At 56.8% G+C, this 19552-nt stretch carries 20 protein-coding genes; 8 read left to right on the top strand and 12 right to left on the bottom strand.

Going from position 1 to position 19552, the window contains the following annotated elements:
• Positions 1 to 69: 69 nt before the first annotated feature.
• Positions 70 to 630, bottom strand: a complete 561-nt coding sequence (locus tag J0F90_RS13780; protein WP_004932251.1) for a 3'-5' exonuclease — start codon at positions 628 to 630, stop codon at positions 70 to 72.
• Positions 631 to 935: 305 nt separating this feature from the next.
• On the bottom strand, positions 936 to 1418 hold the full coding sequence (locus J0F90_RS13775) for a hypothetical protein (protein ID WP_033640110.1): 483 nt from the start codon (positions 1416 to 1418) through the stop codon (positions 936 to 938).
• A 225-nt stretch (positions 1419 to 1643) separates the two neighbouring features.
• Here J0F90_RS13775 and J0F90_RS13770 point away from each other — a divergent pair, with 225 nt between their 5' ends.
• Positions 1644 to 1937, top strand: coding sequence for a hypothetical protein (locus J0F90_RS13770; RefSeq protein ID WP_016927468.1), 294 nt, complete (start codon positions 1644 to 1646; stop codon positions 1935 to 1937).
• Positions 1938 to 2202: 265 nt separating this feature from the next.
• Here the strand turns inward: J0F90_RS13770 and J0F90_RS13765 are convergent, their stop codons facing one another.
• Positions 2203 to 2379 (bottom strand): GhoT/OrtT family toxin, encoded by a 177-nt coding sequence (locus J0F90_RS13765; RefSeq protein WP_015378105.1) that lies wholly within the window; start codon positions 2377 to 2379, stop codon positions 2203 to 2205.
• An 828-nt stretch (positions 2380 to 3207) separates the two neighbouring features.
• Here J0F90_RS13765 and J0F90_RS13760 point away from each other — a divergent pair.
• The gene (locus J0F90_RS13760; RefSeq protein WP_033640111.1) at positions 3208 to 3897 is read left to right on the top strand and encodes an alpha/beta hydrolase; all 690 of its coding nucleotides are present in this window, start codon (positions 3208 to 3210) and stop codon (positions 3895 to 3897) included.
• A 196-nt stretch (positions 3898 to 4093) separates the two neighbouring features.
• Here J0F90_RS13760 and J0F90_RS13755 read toward each other — a convergent pair whose 3' ends face one another.
• The 3 genes from J0F90_RS13755 to yeaG form a co-directional block, all read right to left on the bottom strand.
• A complete protein-coding gene (locus J0F90_RS13755) occupies positions 4094 to 4324 on the bottom strand; it encodes a hypothetical protein (protein ID WP_004932237.1) in 231 nt (76 codons plus the stop codon).
• Positions 4325 to 4661: 337 nt separating this feature from the next.
• Entirely contained in the window at positions 4662 to 5930 is a 1269-nt protein-coding gene (locus J0F90_RS13750; protein WP_016927471.1) for a YeaH/YhbH family protein, read from the bottom strand.
• 132 nt (positions 5931 to 6062) lie between these two features.
• The gene (yeaG, locus tag J0F90_RS13745; RefSeq protein ID WP_016927472.1) at positions 6063 to 7997 is read right to left on the bottom strand and encodes a protein kinase YeaG; all 1935 of its coding nucleotides are present in this window, start codon (positions 7995 to 7997) and stop codon (positions 6063 to 6065) included.
• Positions 7998 to 8039: 42 nt separating this feature from the next.
• On the opposite strand from yeaG, the gene J0F90_RS13740 reads away from it, so the two are divergent.
• Together J0F90_RS13740 and J0F90_RS13735 are read left to right on the top strand one after the other, a co-directional pair.
• Positions 8040 to 8315 carry a hypothetical protein gene (locus tag J0F90_RS13740; protein ID WP_153297016.1) on the top strand — a complete coding sequence of 92 codons (276 nt, stop codon included), beginning with the start codon at positions 8040 to 8042 and terminating at the stop codon, positions 8313 to 8315.
• Between the two features lie 108 nt (positions 8316 to 8423).
• A complete protein-coding gene (locus tag J0F90_RS13735) occupies positions 8424 to 9188 on the top strand; it encodes a MipA/OmpV family protein (RefSeq protein ID WP_015378103.1) in 765 nt (254 codons plus the stop codon).
• A 94-nt stretch (positions 9189 to 9282) separates the two neighbouring features.
• Here the strand turns inward: J0F90_RS13735 and J0F90_RS13730 are convergent, their stop codons facing one another.
• Both J0F90_RS13730 and gapA read right to left on the bottom strand, forming a co-directional pair.
• Positions 9283 to 10158, bottom strand: a complete 876-nt coding sequence (locus tag J0F90_RS13730) for a D-hexose-6-phosphate mutarotase (RefSeq protein WP_016927473.1) — start codon at positions 10156 to 10158, stop codon at positions 9283 to 9285.
• Between the two features lie 206 nt (positions 10159 to 10364).
• Positions 10365 to 11360: a glyceraldehyde-3-phosphate dehydrogenase gene (gene gapA / locus J0F90_RS13725; RefSeq protein WP_016927474.1), complete on the bottom strand. Its 996-nt coding sequence runs from the start codon at positions 11358 to 11360 to the stop codon at positions 10365 to 10367.
• A 348-nt stretch (positions 11361 to 11708) separates the two neighbouring features.
• On the opposite strand from gapA, the gene msrB reads away from it, so the two are divergent.
• Both msrB and J0F90_RS13715 read left to right on the top strand, forming a co-directional pair.
• On the top strand, positions 11709 to 12122 hold the full coding sequence (gene msrB / locus J0F90_RS13720) for a peptide-methionine (R)-S-oxide reductase MsrB (protein WP_004932219.1): 414 nt from the start codon (positions 11709 to 11711) through the stop codon (positions 12120 to 12122).
• A 63-nt stretch (positions 12123 to 12185) separates the two neighbouring features.
• Positions 12186 to 12458, top strand: a complete 273-nt coding sequence (locus J0F90_RS13715) for a YeaC family protein (RefSeq protein WP_004932218.1) — start codon at positions 12186 to 12188, stop codon at positions 12456 to 12458.
• Positions 12459 to 12503: 45 nt separating this feature from the next.
• Here J0F90_RS13715 and chiD read toward each other — a convergent pair whose 3' ends face one another.
• The 4 genes from chiD to sppA all read right to left on the bottom strand — a co-directional run bounded on the left by chiD (position 12504) and on the right by sppA (position 17635).
• Entirely contained in the window at positions 12504 to 13781 is a 1278-nt protein-coding gene (gene chiD / locus J0F90_RS13710) for a chitinase ChiD (protein WP_033640112.1), read from the bottom strand.
• Between the two features lie 232 nt (positions 13782 to 14013).
• Positions 14014 to 14646, bottom strand: a complete 633-nt coding sequence (gene pncA / locus J0F90_RS13705) for a bifunctional nicotinamidase/pyrazinamidase (RefSeq protein WP_033640113.1) — start codon at positions 14644 to 14646, stop codon at positions 14014 to 14016.
• Between the two features lie 22 nt (positions 14647 to 14668).
• Positions 14669 to 15685, bottom strand: a complete 1017-nt coding sequence (gene ansA / locus J0F90_RS13700) for an asparaginase (RefSeq protein ID WP_016927477.1) — start codon at positions 15683 to 15685, stop codon at positions 14669 to 14671.
• Between the two features lie 93 nt (positions 15686 to 15778).
• Positions 15779 to 17635, bottom strand: coding sequence for a signal peptide peptidase SppA (sppA, locus tag J0F90_RS13695; RefSeq protein ID WP_033640114.1), 1857 nt, complete (start codon positions 17633 to 17635; stop codon positions 15779 to 15781).
• A 160-nt stretch (positions 17636 to 17795) separates the two neighbouring features.
• Here sppA and J0F90_RS13690 point away from each other — a divergent pair, with 160 nt between their 5' ends.
• Both J0F90_RS13690 and selD read left to right on the top strand, forming a co-directional pair.
• A complete protein-coding gene (locus tag J0F90_RS13690) occupies positions 17796 to 18347 on the top strand; it encodes an NAD(P)H nitroreductase (protein ID WP_004932204.1) in 552 nt (183 codons plus the stop codon).
• Positions 18348 to 18504: 157 nt separating this feature from the next.
• Positions 18505 to 19548, top strand: a complete 1044-nt coding sequence (gene selD, locus J0F90_RS13685) for a selenide, water dikinase SelD (RefSeq protein ID WP_016927479.1) — start codon at positions 18505 to 18507, stop codon at positions 19546 to 19548.
• Positions 19549 to 19552: the final 4 nt, after the last annotated feature.

The raw sequence follows: 19552 nt of genomic DNA, 5'->3' as shown, positions 1-19552 counted from the left end.
AGGCACGTCCGAGTGACAAAGAGGGCTAGAGTAGAGACTCTGGCGGCAAATGAAAAGGGGCAAAGCGGGTCAGCGCTGCGCCCCCTGGCGGTAATAGAGCGCCGAGACGGTATCGGCCACATAACGGGCCTGGTGGCGAGCATCATCCAGCGCCCGATGCGGCATACCTTCGAACGGGCGGGCCTTTTTCGGGTTAAAGCCGTGCAGCTCCGCCAACGTGATCACCGTGCGCACGTCCTGGGTATCCCAGAATTTCCACGGGCAGGGCATTTCCAGCTGCTGGAAGGCGTGTTCGAGGATCGCGCAGTCGAACTCTTTGCCGTTGCCCCAGACTTTCACCGTGTCGGTGCTGTTCATATGGATGAAGCGGCTAAGGCTGCTCAGCACGCGCTTCAGGCTCTCGGTGCCGCCGAAGGCCTGCTTGCGCGCTTCATCGGACTGTTTCGCCCACCAGGCGACCGTGTCAAGGCTGATGGTTCGGCCCGGTTGGTCTTTCTGGCTGCTGACGGCGGCTTCGAATTCGGCGCCCAGTTCCCCGGTTCGGGGATCGAAAAACACCGCCGCAACCACCAGAATGACGGCGCTGGGTTTTATATCCAGGGTTTCAATGTCTAACATCAGATGGTGCATCGGCGTTTCCGGTGGTGGGCGTGGTGGCTTAATGTTACTACAGAACGTGTGCCGATGCGGCCGGTGCGCACATGAAATCCTTTTAAAGCGCCTCGTTCAGGTTATGATGCTCGTGATACTCTTGTCAGGTTGGTCGCTATCGGTGAGAACGCTTATCTTTATTCTGTGCATGGCCGGCTACTTGCTGTTGCTGGGCTACCTTAGCATGTTCGTCACGGACAAGATCTGTGAGAAGGCGGGTAACTACACCAAAATATGCCGTGTCGTAGACATTTCCGAACCTCATATTCCCAAATAGCCCCAGTTTATCCCAGATAGTCGGTGGTAATCAGCGGCGTCAGGATGGCCGCCAGCGCCGTGAGCGCCCCCCATTGCCGCCAGCCCAGCCGCGCCAGCCAGTCATGCCGCTGCGGCGGCGTGGCCAGTTGCCCGACGGCCACGGCGCCGGTCAGCAGCAGCGTCAGAATCAGCAGCACCAGGCAACGGCTCACCAGCGTGAACTCAACATGCAGCACATTGGCGTAATACAGGCGCATCAGAATAAAATAGCTCAGCAAGATCCAGGCGAAAACGACGTTCTTCTTGAGCACCTGCTGCAGCATCAACGCGAGAAACAGGCTGTGAAACAGCGACAACAGCGGAGCCTCGATCGGGTGCCGAACGCAGACGTTGTAGACCGCCATATAAATATTGAAAACCAGCAGGATATAGATCACATAAATGTACCAGCCGTAGATGACCTTGAGCTTTTTCGGGTTCGGCGGCAGGGAGAGTGCGTCCGGTTTCATTAATGCCTCCTGATGATGCCATGCAAACGCTGTGGTTGAAGACGGCGCGGCGACATCGTAATTTAAAATCCACAGGGTATATATCACCCGAGCGCTAAATGACAATTAAACGTGGGATCGGCTTTATTTCCGCGTTGGCCTGGAACTCTTTAGCGCCCGCGGGGTCGATTGGCGTACGAATGCCTGGCGGTTTTTGCACTATGATGATAGATATAATTTATTGATATGAAAGATTATAAAAACACTTCGGGCACAAAAATCCTGCTGCTGTTCAGCCTGGCGTTTTATACGCTGTTGCCACCGTTGCTGACAGCGGCCGTGTTCAACCGTTTCAATCTTAATCCGTTCGCGATCGTCAAATTTTTTCACTTCAACCCGTTTTTGGCCGATCGGGGCATACCCGGTTATCAGACTTTCTTCTACTTGCTGATGCTGTGGTTGGGGTTGAATGCTTTGCTCTGGCTGCTGGTGTGGGGGGCGGGGCGATTGTATCAGCGCTGGCGATCGCCGCGCGGCTGATAGTTTCCCAAAGAGGAACAGTTGCGTAGGGAAATGACTTTACATTCAATAATGAGACGTATTATCATTTGATTCGCCGGTGAGGGGAAAAGGGTTGTCTCCTTCTGTGCCCCCCGATCCGGCGCGACATTGCTCACATTGCTTCCAATTTTCATGCCAGCCTTGCGCTGGCACTTTTTTATCCCACGCCAAAAACCATGACGCCGCTGGTCAGCCTCTTTTCATTAACATGACTGTTTAAAAGCCACCGCGCGACATTGGGGCGTTAGAACAGCGAAAACAGCAACACCACCGGCAGGCTCAACGGCCAGGTTAACCCGATGGTCAGTGCGCTGATGCAGCGAATTTTGACGGTGTCCCGGCTAACCAGGTAGGTGAAAACCATAGAAACTAACAGACCAATAAAATAACAGTATTGCGTTGCAACCCACAGCGGCGACATGAAACCCGATCCCAGTTGTATTTTTACGCGCGAATTCTAGGAGCTTGGCGGGGGATAATCAATGACCAAAGGCCCTTTATTCAAACCTTTATCCATAAGTATGCATAATTTATTTCTATAAAGAACGTAGGGTTATTAACGGCTTTACGTTTATTGCCAAAAGAAATCAACAGCATAGTTACCGGTAACATTTTGCGTCAGGCAAGTCTTCCTTCTGGGGTGAACTCCGCTGAGCAGTAAAAGCGTCGGTGAAGGGGGGAAACGCGGTGGGGTTATGACTCATAAAAACTAATGATGTATTTGCGGACAGCAAGTCTAAGGTGAGGCGGCGTCGGGTTTTGACGGTACGTGACCCCTTCAGGTGCCGGTTTTAGCGCATCAGTCGCGATGCGCCGCTTGCCCGCCTGGGAGGGGGATGGTTGTCGTTACGGGGTTAATGAATGTTAAGACCGTAGACGAACAGCCACGAAAACAGCAGCGCCAGCAGGCATGCCATAAAAACGATGGAGATCATTTCCTTCACAACTTCATTCCTTTTCCCGGTGGACCAAATTTACTTCTCTTTGTTTTTGCGCGAAATTTTAGATCGGTATGGGTAAAAATCCTAGTTTTAATCCTTTTTTTTCCCGGCCTTGCGGCGTAAGCCGCTTCGATAAGCCGTGGCGGCGGTGGAAAATCGGGGGCGTTAACTCGTCGTCGCTATTGCTGAACGCCATGAGGCTGACTATATAAAATAGGGACCGCGTGGCGTCGAAGGCAGCCAGGCCCGCCCCTTAAGGGGCCGTTCATCTGCCTGCGGCGCTTTCCTATGAGATGAAGGAGTCGGCAATGAGCACAAAACCAACTATCGTGCTGGTACACGGATTCTGGGGCGGCGCCGCGCACTGGAGTAAGGTCATCATCGAGTTGTCGCGCAGGGGATATACGGCGATTCATGCGGTGGAAATGCCATTGACGTCGCTGGCTGAGGATGCGGAACGTACGCGCAAGATGGTCGCGCAGCAAGCGGGGCCGGTATTGTTGGTCGGGCACTCTTACGGCGGTGCCGTGATCACGGAAATGGGCAACCAGCCTAACGTGGTTGGCCTGGTCTACATCGCCGCATTTGCGCCGGATGCCGGTGAAAGTGCCGGCGGTATTACGCAAGCGCATCCTCCTGCGGCAGTCGAGAATCTGGCCCCGGACAGCGACGGTTATCTGTGGATTAAAACCGACAAGTTTCACGAAAGCTTTTGCCAGGATCTGACCGCCGACGAGGCGTTGGTGATGGCGGTGGCGCAGAAGGCTCCGCTGGCCGATACCTTTGGCAACACCATCGGCGAACCCGCCTGGAAACATAAGCCGTCATGGTATCAACTTTCCAGCGACGATCGCATGATAGCGCCGGAGAATCAGCGGCGCATGGCGCAGCAGCTGCAGGCCAAGAAAGTGATGGTGCTGAATGCCAGCCATGCCTCGCTGGTTTCCCATGCCGATGAGGTGGCGAGTTTGATTGACGAAGCGGCCGGTTTGAAATAAAGCAGGGGCAGGAAGGTTCTCCGGACTAAAAGGTGACATCCTGCGGCAGATTATCCCTTCGCTGCCTATTACGCCGGACGAAAGCGCCGGCGTAATAGGCGCTAATTAGGGATAGGCGCTGATGTCGCTATAACAGCATCATCAACACGACGGCGGCGGCAATAATGGCGTAGAGGTCTGCCTTACGCATATCGCCTTAGCGCCCGTTAACGCCGATCATTTCTATCGCCGCGCGATGCAGCCGCTGAAAATAATCATCGGGCTGCTTTTCTATCTCCTGGATAAGGCTGGCGAGCAGGTTCTGTTTGGTTATCGGCTTGTTGGCGGTCAACACCAGCAGCACGTTTTTGCCGAGCAGGCAACATATTTGCTTATGGTATTCATCAACATCGTGCTTGTTGAGGCCATAGAGGGTGTAGTCGATCATGATGTCTAACCTGCTGACAGGTAAATGCCCGCCGCAGCGGGCTGAGAAGCCATAGAAAAATAAAATGAGGCAAATTTCGCTTAGGAAGAGACTTAAGCGATGGGGTAACGATAACTGAATGGGAATATTCCTATCAAGCCGTGCGGGGGCAGAGGCGGATGTTTAGGAATAACCTCAGAAGAACAAATAATAGAGAGGACCGTTCTGGGGAATCTGACTTATTATTGTTGTTGTCATTGTTTAAAAAATAAACATGGATTTTGCAAATATATAATGCGAAAAAGAAACAGCCGGAAAATGGCGCTTTCCGGCTGTGGTGACATTCACGCGGCGTTATTCACACGGTCTGCTTACGGAACAGTTCGCGGAATACCGGATAGATATCGTCCGGTTCGCGGATATGCTGCATGGCGAAGTTGTCGAATTTCGCCTGCAGATCCTCGTATTCGCGCCACAGCGTTTGGTGAGCGCGGCGAGTGATTTCTATGTAGCTGTAATAACGCACCATCGGCAGGATCTTTTTCGCCAACAGCTCATGACACAGCGGTGAATCGTCGGCCCAGTTGTCGCCGTCCGACGCTTGCGCGGCATAGATATTCCATTGCGCCGGGTCATAACGCTCTTCGACTACGTCATTCATTAACTTCAGCGCGCTGGAAACGATGGTGCCACCGGTCTCCTGCGAATAGAAGAACTCCTGTTCGTCCACCTCTTTCGCCTGGGTGTGATGGCGAATGTAGACCACCTCGACGTTTTTGTAGGTTCGGCTCAGGAACAAATAGAGCAGAATGTAAAAACGCTTGGCCATGTCTTTGGTTGCCTGGTCCATCGAGCCGGACACGTCCATCAGGCAGAACATCACCGCCTGGCTGGAGGGCTCCGGCCGGCGCTCATAGTTTTTGTAGCGCAGGTCGAAGGTATCGATAAACGGCACGCTTTCGATTTTCTTGCGCAGTTCGGCAATTTCCTTGCGCAGCCGCTCCTCTTCCAGCAATTGCACCGGCTCGGTATTTTCCAACTGGTTCAGCGCATCTTCCAGCTCGTGCAACGCGCGTCTTTTACCGGCGGTCATGGCGGTACGTCGCGCCAGCGAGTTCTGCAGCGAACGCACGACGCTGATGTTGGCCGGCACGCCATTGGCGGTATAGCCGGCACGATGGGTTTTGAACTCGGTCAACTGCTTGTACTGATTCTTTTTCAGATTGGGCAGGGCGAGATCCTCGAACAAAAGATCGAGGTACTCGTCTTTGGAGATTTGGAAGACGAATTCATCCTGGCCTTCACCATCCTGGCTGGCGTTGCCCTGGCCGCCGCCACCGCCTGCGCCGCCCTGAGGCCGCTCAACGCGATCGTTCTGCACGAAGTGGTCATTGCCAGGGTGAACGCGATGGCGTGTGCCGCCGCGCCCCTGATGAAACATCGGTTCGTTGATATCGTCAGTGGGGATGGAAACCGACTCCCCGCTGTCTACGTCGGTGACCGAACGCTTGTTGATGGCTTCGGCAATCGACTGTTTGATTTGCGACTTGTAACGGCGCAAGAAGCGCTGGCGGTTCACCATGCTCTTGTTTTTGCCGTTCAGCCGCCGGTCAATGAAATAGGCCATACTTCCCCCAAACGACGTTGCCAACTCTTCATGTCCCGGTCGCGACAGCGCAATGTGTTAGCCCCTCCTTGGGCTGCGCTGCAACGTCCATGACTGTGGACATGGCCCTGATAATGCCGCTTACCTGAGGCGTTATGAGGATTTTCTGACCCGCAGATACCATTCACACAACAGGCGCACCTGCTTGCGGGTATAGCCTTTTTCCATCATGCGGTCGACGAAGTCGTCGTGTTTTTTCTGCTCGTCCGTCGACGTTTTGGCGTTAAACGAAATCACCGGCAACAGCTCTTCGGTATTGGAGAACATTTTCTTCTCGATCACGGTGCGCAGCTTCTCGTAGCTGGTCCAGTTCGGATTGCGGCCGTTGTTGTTGGCGCGGGCACGCAGCACGAAGTTCACGATTTCGTTACGGAAATCTTTCGGGTTGCTGATACCGGCCGGTTTTTCAATTTTCTCCAGTTCGGCGTTCAAAGACTCGCGGTCGAACAGCTGACCGGTGTCGGGGTCGCGATACTCCTGATCCTGGATCCAGAAGTCCGCGTAGGTCACGTAACGGTCAAAAATGTTCTGTCCGTATTCCGAGTAGGATTCCAGATAGGCGGTCTGGATCTCTTTGCCGATAAACTCGGCGTATTTCGGAATCAGATAGCCTTTCAGATGTTCGAGGTATTTCTCGGCCAAATCCTGCGGGAACTGTTCGCGCTCGATCTGTTGCTCCAGCACATAGAACAGGTGTACCGGGTTGGCCGCCACCTCGGCGTGATCGAAGTTGAATACCCGCGAGAGGATTTTAAAGGCGAAACGGGTGGAGAGGCCGTTCATGCCTTCGTCAACCCCGGCGTAGTCGCGGTACTCTTGATAGGACTTGGCTTTCGGATCGGTATCCTTGAGGCTTTCGCCGTCATACACGCGCATTTTCGAGTAAATGCTCGAGTTTTCCGGCTCTTTCAGCCGCGACAGCACGCTAAAGCGCGCCAGCGTTTCGAGGGTGCCCGGCGCGCAGGGCGCGTGAGTCAGCTCGCTGTGGTCCAGCAGCTTGTCGTAAATCTTGATCTCTTCCGACACGCGCAGGCAGTAAGGCACCTTGACGATGTACACGCGGTCGAGGAATGCTTCGTTGTTCTTGTTGTTGCGGAAGGTCACCCACTCGGATTCGTTGGAGTGCGCCAGAATAATGCCGCTGAACGGCAGGGCGGAGATGCCTTCGGTGCCGTTGTAGTTGCCTTCCTGGGTTGCGGTCAGCAGCGGATGCAGCACCTTGATCGGCGCTTTGAACATCTCGACGAATTCCATAATCCCCTGGTTGGCGCGGCACAGGGCGCCGGAATAGCCGTAGGCGTCCGGGTCGTTCTGCGCGTGGTTCTCCAGTTTACGGATGTCCACTTTACCGACCAGCGCGGAGATGTCCTGGTTGTTCTCATCGCCCGGCTCGGTTTTGGCGATGGCGATCTGTTCCAGAATGGAAGGGCGCACTTTCACGACTTTAAACTTGGTGATGTCGCCGCCGAACTCATGCAGGCGCTTCGCCGCCCACGGCGACATGATGGTGCCGAGATAGCGACTTGGGATGTTGAACTCTTTTTCCAGGATCGTGGCATCTTCCTGCGGATTAAACAGGCACAGCGGATGGTCGTTGACCGGGCTGCGTTCGCCGTTGGCGCTGAGGGTGTAGATGGGCACGCGCTGCATCAACGCTTTAAGGCGTTCTGCCAGCGAGGACTTGCCGCCGCCCACCGGGCCCAGCAGGTAAAGGATCTGTTTCTTCTCTTCCAGGCCCTGCGCGGCGTGTTTCAGGTAAGAGACGATCTGTTCGATGGCCTCTTCCATGCCGTAGAATTCTTCGAAGGCCGGATAGCGTGCGATCACGCGGTTGGAGAACAGGCGCGACAGGCGTGATTCTAGCGCAGTGTCGACCATCACAGGTTCACCGATAGCCATCAGCAGACGTTCGGCCGCGTTGGCATAGGCACTGCGATCTTGCCGGCAAATGGTAAGAAATTCCTGCAGTGTGAACTCTTCGTCCTTGGCAGCTTCGTAGCGCTGGCGATAGTGGTCAAATATGTTCATGATGCCCGTCCTTTCGTTATTAGCACAGGTTAAAGAGAGCGTGTGATAGTGTTCTGGCTCCCGAAAGATGAGAATACGCCTGAGTACAGCAACCCGTATGCCAACTTGGTGCGCTTATTATCGCGAGTTGCGCTGTATGCCACTGGGCCCAGGATAAATTCACCTTCTGATTTAAGCTTAGTTTGCTTGCCGGAAAATTTCCTGCCGCAGAAAAAGCTTTTTTTAAGTCATATCAATGACTCAGTTATTACCGTGGAAGCCAAATGCCTTGTCTGGCGCGGCCTGCGGGATAAAACGTCATCGTTCCGCCATGATTAATTCATAATTCCGCTATAAGTTATTCGATCTTGGTCGTTTTCCTTTGTAAAGATTAGGCACGCAACTAAATTTTCACATAAACTATCGCGGCTATTAACCCTGTAATTTATGGAAAAAGAACCAGTGAAGATTTCAAAACTCAAAACGCTAGCAATTATCGCTTCCGCAATGGTTTGTGCGCAAAGTGCTCAGGCGGGGACCTGGTCACTCGGTGCTGCCGCGCTGGTTAGTCCGGACGCGTATCGCGGTTATCAGGACCGCGTTTATCCGGTGCCCGTCATCGACTATGAAGGTGACGACTTCTACTTCCGTACTCTGACCGCCGGTTACTACCTGTGGAAAGATCAAGAAAACCAGCTGAGCATCATGGGTTACTACACGCCATGGGGCTACCGTCCGGGCGACAGCGACGACGATCGCATGAAGCGCCTCGACAAGCGTCGCGGCACGCTGATGGCCGGCCTGGCCTATTCGCACAATGCGGAATGGGGCACCCTTCGTACCACTTTCACCGGCGACACGCTGAACAACAGCAACGGGCTGGTGGGCGATGTCGCTTATCTGTACAAGTTTGATCTGGACGCGCTGACGCTGGTCCCGGGCGTGGGCGTGATGTGGAACAGCAAGAACCAGAACAAATATTACTACGGCGTCAGCGCCAATGAATCACGCCGCAGCGGCCTGGACAGCTACACGCCTGGCGATAGCTGGGCCCCGTATCTCGAATTGAGCGCCAATTATCAGATCAACAAAAGCTGGAACGCCTTCTTCGTCGGCCGCTATGTGAAGTTGTCGGATGAAGTGAAAGACAGCCCGATGGTGGATAAATCTTACACCGGTTTGTTGATGACGGGTGTGAGCTACACCTTCTAATCACGCATTGCACGGTTATCGTGCATGGCGTGCATCAAAAAGGGGCGCTGGCGCCCCTTTTGCACATCAGTGGTGCGCTTCCGCGCACGGTTCCTCAGGCCTTCTTACGGCTGCGGAAGGTGACTCCCAAACGGGCGGGTTGCTCGCCGGCAGCGACCAGCGGTTTGCTGACGCGCCCTGTCTCGATGCAGACCATGGTCTTGTAACCGTCGTTCGGCATATCCCCCATGCTGCAGGAGAGTTCCACGCCGGGGTTCCAGGCGATGACGTCGCTCATATGATGGTGGTGAACCTCGATGGTGCGAGCGAGCGCCGGATCGCGGATCTGGCTGAAAGCTTCCGGGCGGGTATAGACGCGGTCGGTTTGGCCGACGAAGGTCACTTCGCCCGTCTGGTGCGCCTCTGCGCCGCCTGCCACCTTGTCGATATAAGGCTCGCCCAGACCCGCCACGCTGACCCGATCGATGTCGCCGACCTGGAAGTAACTGTGCAGCGCCGCCGTGGCTTGATAATCGCCGTGCGATTCCAGCTCGATTTCGCACTCTTCACCCAGCTTGAAGCGAGCAATCAGCGTGAAGGCGTGCGGCCACAGTTTGCGGGTCTGCTCATTGTCTTTCAGCGTGAAGGTCAGGATGACGCCGTTGTCATCTTCATCGTGCGCCGTCAGACTCCAGGGCTGGTTGCGGGCAAAGCCGTGGGAGGGTTGCGCCACCGGGCCGAACCACGGCCAGCAGATCGGCACGCCGCCACGGATGGCCTTGCCTTTGGCGAAAGGCGTATTGTTGCTGAGCCAAATCACCGGCTGCTCCCCGCTAGGTTGCCAGGCCAGCAAATGCGCGCCTTGCAGCGCGACCGCCGCGCGCACTTTCGGGTGCGACACCACAACCACGCCCAACTCATCGAGTTGCCGCTGGCTGATATAAGGAGAAATCTGTTCGGAAACGGGCAGGGTGAAAATTTTCTCGTTCATTTCATGACCTATTGTTTGCCGGAGATACAAAGAAACCTATAGCTTTCGGGTCACGGCCAGGCGGCAAGCACAGGAACCCTCAGGAGCTTACCGAAGTAAGTGGCTGGGGTGAGCGTGTGCAGCCAACAACGCGGTGACTCGAAAGATGACGGGTAAAAAAAGGGCGACAAAAATGTCGCCCTCATTATCAGCTTAACATCATGCCATTACTTGGAGATGTGAGCGATCAGATCCAGAACCTTGTTGGAATAGCCGGTTTCGTTGTCGTACCAGGAAACCAGTTTCACGAAGTTGTCGTTCAGTGCGATACCGGCTTTGGCATCGAACACGGAAGTCAGCACTTCGCCGTTGAAATCGGTGGAAACCACGTCGTCTTCAACATAGCCCAGAACGCCTTTCATAGAGCCTTCAGCGGCGTCTTTGATGGCTTTCTTGATTTCTTCGTAGGTAGCCGGTTTTTCCAGACGCACGGTCAGGTCAACAACGGACACGTTAGGGGTCGGTACGCGGAACGCCATGCCGGTCAGTTTGCCTTTCAGCTCTGGCAGAACCACGCCAACCGCTTTCGCTGCGCCGGTAGAAGAAGGGATGATGTTCTGGGATGCGCCGCGGCCGCCGCGCCAGTCTTTGTGAGACGGGCCATCAACGGTTTTCTGAGTCGCGGTGGTGGCGTGAACGGTGGTCATCAGGCCTTCAACGATACCGAAGTTGTCGTTGATGACTTTAGCCAGTGGCGCCAGGCAGTTGGTGGTGCAAGAGGCGTTGGACACGATGTCCTGGCCGGCATATTTGTCAAAGTTGGCGCCGCGAACGAACATTGGGGTCGCATCTTTGGATGGGCCAGTCAGAACCACTTTTTTAGCGCCGGCGGTGATGTGTTTACGTGCGGTTTCGTCGGTCAGGAAGATACCGGTCGCTTCAGCAACCACATCAACGCCCACTTCGTTCCACTTCAGGTTAGCCGGGTCTTTCTCTGCGGTAACACGGATGGTTTTGCCGTTAACAACCAGGTGGCCGTCTTTAACTTCTACCGTACCGTTGAAACGGCCGTGAGTAGAGTCATACTTCAGCATGTAAGCCATGTACTCTGCGTCCAACAGGTCGTTGATTGCAACGATCTCGATGTCAGAACGCTCTTGAGCAGCACGGAAAACAATGCGACCGATACGGCCAAAACCGTTGATACCTACTTTGATAGTCATATATTCCACCAGCTATTTGTTAGTGAATAAAAGGTTGGTTGTAAAATTACAAAAACCTTACCCAGCGTCAAGCGGAATCGTGTCAATACTTGCGGCAAGTCAAACCGGAGGGGTGGTTTTGCACGCTTATTGCACAGTCCATTTGCGCTCGGCCTCATCCGTTATATGGGGACAAGCCGCCAAGTATAAAGTCAGCATACGCAAGATGTGTGATCGTTATCACATATCATCGTGACGTGGCCTTTATGGGCTACAGTTTAGGCCAAAAACCCCTGCAGCGGTGTTAATTTTTTGTTATTATTAATCATTGTTTTCGTTGACATTATCCACATTCAGAGATAAGCACAAATGGCTAAAGAGACAACCCCCGGTCATCCGGTCACGGAACTGAATGAAATCCAACGTTATGTGACGCAACAGCGTGGCACCGAAGCGCCGTTCAGCGGCAAATTGCTGCACAACAAGCGCGAGGGCGTGTACCATTGCCTGTGCTGTAACCAGCCGCTGTTCTATTCCGAAACCAAATACGATTCAGGCTGCGGCTGGCCGAGCTTTTATGAGCCGGTTTCCGCCGATGCAATCCGTTATCTTGATGATAATTCACATAATATGCATCGTGTTGAAATCCGCTGCGGCCACTGCGACGCGCACCTGGGGCACGTTTTCCCCGATGGCCCGCAGCCGACTGGCGACCGCTACTGCGTCAACTCCGCCTCGCTGAGTTTCACCGATGGCGAAAATGGCGACCAAACGGCCGGTTAAGTGGTAATTTAACCAACAAAATCGATTCAGCTAATTATTCATCCGTAAGCGAGAAAGGCTCTGATGGACGTGAAAGATCTGATTGCGGCGATGACGCCCGAGATATACCAGCGCCTGGTACAGGCGGTTGAGCTGGGCAAATGGCCGGATGGCGTGGCGCTGACGCCGGAGCAGAAAGAAAACAGCCTGCAGGCGGTGATGCTGTGGCAGTCGATGAACAATGTCGATCCGCAGCACATGAGCATCGGCACCGACGGGCAGATCGTGATGAAGAGCAAGCAAGAGCTGAAACAGCAGTTCGTTGCCGAGCCGCTGGTCAAACTCAAACCGCAGTAAAGCTCCTCCCCTAAAGCGGGGCGATGTCGCCATCGCCCCGTCGATTTACCGTTTCTCGCCCTTTATGTCCAGCGATTCCGCCAACTGCTGCGCCAGCCGGTTGTTGTCGTCCGCGCCGTATTCCCAGAACATCGCACCGCCCAATCCCTGGCTTTTGATGTACTCGGCCTTGATGGCCACCGAACGCGGGTTCTCGTAGGAGATAGCGAACAGCGGTTTGCCTTCGGCGGATTGCAGCGTCAGGTATGGCACTTTGGCATCGTCATCCCAGTGCTCGCGGAAACGCTGCTGCGGATCGTTGAGCAATTTGTTGACGATATCGTGGTATTTAAAATAAGTGTCTTTGCTGAGATCCAATCCCAGCGTACGGAACAGGGCGATTTCTCGCGCGCTGAAGTCAGGCCGCGTCACCGGATGCTTGGCGGCATCCGGTTTGTCCCAGTCGATGCCTGCCTCGGTCGCCCGTTTCGGTACCCGGCCGTAGAAACCGATACCCAGGTTCATCTGCGCCGGTTTCAATCCGGCTGCCAGATAATTCTTTACCACGAAATCGGCGCTGTAGCGGTCGGCGGCCGCCACGGTTGGCCAACGCGTTGAATCGTACAGGTTGGCATTGAAGTACTGTGTGCCGTAAGCCATATCGTAGGTCATCAGATTGATGTAGTTGAGGTAAGGGGCAATGCTTTTCACATCGACCCATTCCTGCGGGCTTTTGACGTTGGCCCCGACGGCGATGGTTAACAGCTTGCCTTTACCCAGCGCCTGATGAAGCTCTCTCAGCAGCAGGGTGAAGTTGTCGCGGTCTGCCGGTTGGCTTTCCACCAACCCCCAGGCGCCGTTTACCGGGTATTCCCAGTCCAGATCGATCCCATCCAGCCGGTACTGTGCGATCACCTGCAGCGCGGAGCGAATGAATATCGCCCGGTTTTCCGCGGTGGCGGCGGCGCCGGAGAAACCGCGTGCGCCCCAGCCGCCGACCGACAACAGCACTTTCAGCTCGGGGTTCTGTTTGCGCAGCACCGGCAGACGTTGCAAATCGGCCGTGACTTTCGGCGACAGGTAGATCTGGTGGCGGCGAGAGGGGTCTTTCAGCGCCGCATTGGTTTCGTCTTTCTCGTCGTTGTAGATCAGGCCAAACGAATAGTTGAGATGGGTGATTTGCGTCACGTCCAGCTTGTCGATGTCGCCACCGGGGCCGGCGGTGACATCGCCGCCGCCGTTGAAGTAGCCGACGGAGAGATAGGCCGCCTGGGCCGTGCTTGCGCCGGCCATAGCCAATTGCACCGCCGCCAGCAAAGGCAGCAGTTTTCGGGTTATTTTCATGTCTGTCTCCTTGTGGTCGGCAAGGCCGACCGTACCGCCAGGGGCGGGCACAATAAAGCCGGGCTCAGTGGGCCCGGATGCGTATAACCGATTGACGCCAAAAGCGTCGCAGCCATAACAGCAAAAGCGCCTGCCGGTCACAAGCCGTTGGGGAAGAAGAAAGGTGGTATTGTGAGCGGCGTCGATAATTTCGCCGCTGCGTAGAGAGGGCGCCGGTGGCGCCCGAGAGGATTTAGTTGGCGAGAAACTGTGACAGGGTAACTAGCTGTGCGCCGGCGCGCGCCATGTCCTGCAGCGCTCGCTCACTGTCGTCCGGTTGCAGATTCACGCCGCGGCAGCCGTCGACGATCACCTGCGTCGGATAGCCGGCAGCCAGTGCATCCAGCACGCTGAACTTCACGCAGTAGTCGGTCGCCAGGCCCATGATCGCCAGCCGCTGGACGCCCTGCGATTGCAGCCAGCCGTGGAGTTCGGTTTGCGCACGGTGGCCGTTATCGAAGAACGCGCTGTAGCTGTCGATGTTCGTATCTTGCCCTTTGCGAAAGACGGCATTGATGTGTTGCCGCTGTAACTGGGGATGAAAATCGGCGCCGTGGCTCCCTTGCACGCAGTGCACCGGCCACCACACCTGCGTCAGGCCTTCCAGCTCACCGAGGGTGCCGACCTGCGCATCGGAGTTCACCGCAAAGCTGCGGTGATTGGCGGGATGCCAGTCCTGGCTGGCCACCACCGGCTCGCCCCGCGCCAGGCAGGCGGCGATCGCCTGATTGGCGACCGGGATAACGGCGTCGCCCTCCGTGACCGCCAGCGCGCCGCCGGGGCAGAAGTCGTTTTGCAGATCGATCAACAACAGGGCCGTTTTCATCGCCGCTCCAGAGTTCAGTAGGTTAACCGTTGATGCTCAGCTCGCCGCGCAGATCTTGCTGCATCAGGGCGCGGATTTGTTCCGGCGTCAGCGGCTGGCTCAACAGATAGTGCAGCTTGGTCAGGGCGGCTTCCACCGTCATGTCGAAACCGCTGATCACCCCGGCGTGCGCCAGCGCGTTGCCGGTGGCGTAGCCTTCCATATTGACGCGCCCGGAGATGCACTGCGTCAGGTTGACCACCACGATGCCGCGTTCAGAGGCCGCACGCAACTCGTCGATCAGTTCGGCCTTTTGCGGCGCGTTGCCGACGCCGTAGGAGCGCAGGATCAGCGCCTTGACCGGCTGCAGCAGGAAATTGCGCACCACCGCGCCGGAAATGCCCGGATAGATGGTGACCACGCCGATCGGCTGCGGCGTGATGTCATGCACCTGCAACGCGCCGTTGCAAGCCGGGCTGTCGATGCCTTGCTGGCGGCGAATGTGGATGCCGGCTTCCAGCAGCGGCGGCAAATTCGGGGAGGCGAAGGCGTCGAAGCCGTCGGCGTGCGCTTTGGTGGTGCGGTTGCCGCGGAACAGCTTGTTGTTGAAGAACAGGCTGACTTCGTTCACCGGATGGTTGGCCGCCAGATACAGCGCGTTGAGTAGGTTGGTTTGGCCATCGGAGCGCAGCTCCGCCAGCGGAATCTGCGAGCCGGTAACGATCACCGGTTTGGCCAGGTTTTCCAGCATGAAGGAAAGCGCAGAGGCGGTGAACGCCATGGTGTCGGTGCCATGCAGGATCACGAAGCCGTCGTAGCGATCGTAGTTCTGCTTGATGTCGTCGGCGATGTGCTGCCAGTCTTCCGGCGTCATGTCTGAAGAGTCAATCAATGGCGCGTATTCATGAATGGTGAAATCCGGCATCTCCGGCCGATGGAATTCGGGCATCAGCGCCAGCTGGCGCTGCAGGTGGCCGGAAACCGGGATGTAGCCATGATCTGAGCGCTGCATGCCGATGGTGCCGCCGGTGTAGGCGACGTAAATGGATTTCTTTTGCATGGTTGTGATTTTAACAAAGATAAGATGGGCTGAATTATAGGGACATGGCGGCAGAAAAAAAGCCCGGCGGTGGCCGGGCTGCAGAATTATTTGTTAGCGGACATCTCCGCAGGTGAGACAGATCGCATAACGGTTTTGCGGATCGTTCAGGTTATTGAACAAGCCCGGTTGTTCTTTCACCGCGTTGGCGACCGAGGCCAGCGGGGCGGGCAGCATGGCCTGAATCGCGGCCGGCAGCATGGCGTGAATGGAAACGCCGAACTGGCTGAGCACCATATCGCTCAGGCTTGGGGTATCGACGAACCAGTCGAGCTGCCACTGCTGCAGCTTTGCCAGCTCGGCGGCTTTCTTCACCGCGTCGTCGAAATCGCCCAGTTGATCGACCAGGCCGTTGGCCTTAGCGTCGCTGCCGAGCCACACGTGGCCCTGCGCGATTTGGTCAACCTGCTGCGGGGTCATCTTGCGTGATTTGGCGACCAGATCGAGGAAGTTCTTATACCCGTTTTCGATGTTCAGCTGCATCATCTGCGAGAACTCCTGCGGCAGCGCCTTGGTGACCGCGATATCGGCCAGAGGCGAGGTCGCCACGCCGTCGGTGTGCACACCCAGCGTATCCAGAGTTTTCTCGTAGGTATTGATGATGCCGAAAATGCCGATCGAACCGGTCAGGGTGCTCGGGCTGGCGATGATATAGTCGGCCGGCGTCGAGACCCAGTAGCCGCCCGACGCGGCCATGCCGCCCATCGACACCACCACCGGTTTGCCGGCGGCGCGCACGGCGGCCAGCTCGGAACGGATCACTTCGGACGCGCTGACGCTGCCGCCTGGACTGTTGACGCGGAACACCACGGCCTTGACGGCCGGATCCAGACGCGCCTGGCGCAGCTCGGCGGCGGTGGTGTCACCCCCGACGTTGCCCGGCGTCTGCGGGCCGTCCATGATGGCGCCGTTGGCGAACACCACGGCGATCTTGCCGCCCTGGTTGGCGTCCGGCTTCGGCTGATAGTCATAGATGCTGATGGCGTTGAAATCGTTCACCTGTTTGTCCCAGCCGAAGGTCTTGACCAGCTGATTTTCGATCGCGGTGCGCGACGCCAGTTCATCCACCAGCTTATTGTCCAGCGCATAGCGGGCGGTGTCGCCACCGGCCGCCTGCAGGCCGCTCAGCACGCCGGCGGCGCCCGGGAACAGCTGCTGCGGCGTCAGTTGGCGGTTGGCGGCCACGGTCTCCAGGTAGTTCTGCCACAGGCCGCCGATCCAACGGCTGTCCGCTTCGCGCGCCGCCGGGGACATATCGTCGCGGATCAGCGGTTCGACCGCCGATTTATAGGTGCCGACGCGGAAGATATTGGTGGTGACCTTGAGCATGTCCAGCAACGACTTGTAGTACAGGTTGTTGGTGGCGAAACCGTGCAGATCGACCGCGCCCTGCGGTGACAGGAAGACCTTGTTGGCGTAGCTGGCCAGGTAGTATTGCGTTTGGTTGTAGCTGCCGCCGATGGCGAAGATCGGTTTGCCGCTGTCGCGGAACTCGCGCAGCGCTTTGCCGATATAGCGCAGCGACGGCTGATCGGCGCCGACGAAATCATTCAGCTGCAACACCATGCCGGTAATGTTTTTGTCGTCTTTGGCCTTGCGGATGCTGTCGACTACGTCGAACAGCGAGTTCTCCTGCAGGCGGCTGCTGGAGGCGCCCAACAGTTCACGGCCCCATTGCCGCACCCGGTTGTTTACCGAAGGCTGATCGACCACCACGCCGCTTAAATCGACCAGCAGCGCGCCGCGCGCCGGGGCCGTCGAGGTGGAGGAACTTTGGAAGGACAGATAGATGCCAACCCCAACCAGGATCAGCAGGACCAGGAACAGGTTAAGGATCAGTTCCCTGATAAAATTCAGCAGACGCCATGTCCACCGGAAAATGCCGGCAATAATTTGCCACAATGTGCGCATGTGCTCTCCAACAAGAGTCGAGAATGTTCCGCTATCCTAATGAGCGGCCGGGTAAATGTCAGCTTTAAATCGTGGCACACAGACGCTATCGCCGAGGCTGTAACTCGTCGTTTAGCTATGTTAACGTGGCCGGAATGAAAATTGTTATCAGGAGTTTACGATGGATGCTCTGGATCTTTTATTGAATCGCCGCTCGGCTTCACGCCTGGCGGAACCGGCGCCGGCGGGGGAAGTGCGCCAAAATATCATCAACGCGGGACTGCGTGCGCCCGATCACGGCGCGCTGCAGCCATGGCGTTTCGTGATGATCGAAAATCAGGGCCTGGAGCGTTTCAGCCAACTGCTGCAGGCGGCGGCGAAGCAGGATCAACTGGACGAAGCGGCGATTGAAAAAGCCACCAAGGCGCCGTTCCGCGCGCCGCTGATCATCACCGTCATCGCGCATTGCACTGAAGAAACCAAGGTGCCGCGCTGGGAGCAGGTGGTTTCCGCCGGTTGCGCCGTGCAGGCGATGCAGATGGCGGCGTTGGCGCAGGGTTTTAACGGCATCTGGCGCACCGGCGCCTGGACCGAGCATGCGCTGGTGCGCGAAGCCTTCGGCTGCCGCGAGCAGGATGAGATCGTCGGTTTCCTGTACCTGGGCACGCCGCAGTTGAAGGCCGCCACCAAAGTGACGCCGCCAGACAGCACGCCTTTCGTCAGCTATTTCTAAGTTTTTTCCAACGGGGCGCGGCGAAAATGCGCCAAACCCCGCAAAATTGCATGGTTTCTGAGCAGGCCGCTCGCTTATCCGCGGCGCGCTCTTATCAATCCCCTCGGCAAGCGCTACCCTATGTTATCTTGAGTGCCGTTACCGAAGGGAGTGGACTATGACATCGCCAGCGATCCGTTTAACCCAGTACAGCCATGGCGCTGGCTGCGGCTGCAAAATCTCACCGAAAGTTCTCGAAACCATCTTGCACAGCGAGCGGGAAAAATTTGTCGATCCGCGTCTGTTGGTCGGCAATGAAACCCGCGACGACGCGGCGGTGTATGACATCGGCAACGGCGTCGGCATCATCAGCACTACCGACTTCTTCATGCCGATCGTCGACGATCCGTTCGATTTCGGCCGCATCGCCGCCGCTAACGCCATCAGCGACGTCTACGCCATGGGCGGCAAACCGATCATGGCGATCGCCATTCTCGGCTGGCCAATCGCCAAACTGCCGCCGGAGGTGGCGCAGCAGGTGATCGACGGCGGGCGTTTCGCCTGCCAACAGGCAGGGATCGCGCTGGCCGGCGGCCATTCCATCGACGCGCCGGAACCTATCTTCGGCCTGGCGGTCACCGGCGTGGTCAATACCGAGCGAGTGAAAAAGAACAGCGCCGCACAGGCCGGCGCGCAACTCTATCTGACCAAGCCGCTGGGCATTGGCGTGCTGACGACAGCCGAGAAGCAAAGCAAGCTGCGTCCTGAGCATCAAGGGCTGGCGACGGACGTGATGTGCCGCCTTAACAAGCCGGGCGCCGACTTTGCCGAGGTGGCGGGCGTCACGGCGATGACCGATATCACCGGCTTTGGCTTGCTGGGCCACTTGAGCGAGGTATGCCAGGGTTCCGGTCTGCAGGCGACGGTCTGGTTCGATCGGGTGCCGAAGCTGCCGCACGTCGAGGCGTATATCGCCGAGGGCTGCGTGCCGGGCGGCACCGGGCGCAACTTCGACAGCTATGGCCATCTGGTGGGCGAGATGAGCGATTTACAGCGCCAACTGCTGTGCGATCCGCAAACCTCCGGCGGTTTGCTGTTGGCGGTATTGCCGGAGGCGCAGGCACAGGTGCTGGCGATTGCCGAGCAGCACGGCATCACGCTCAATCCTATCGGTGAGCTGCATGCCGCACAGGCAGGTAAACCGCTGATCGAGGTTGTGTAGTGTC

It is taken from the genome of Serratia marcescens subsp. marcescens ATCC 13880 (assembly GCF_017299535.1).
Taxonomy (GTDB): Bacteria; Pseudomonadota; Gammaproteobacteria; order Enterobacterales; family Enterobacteriaceae; genus Serratia; species Serratia marcescens.
This window is presented reverse-complemented; position numbering and strand designations above follow the sequence as displayed.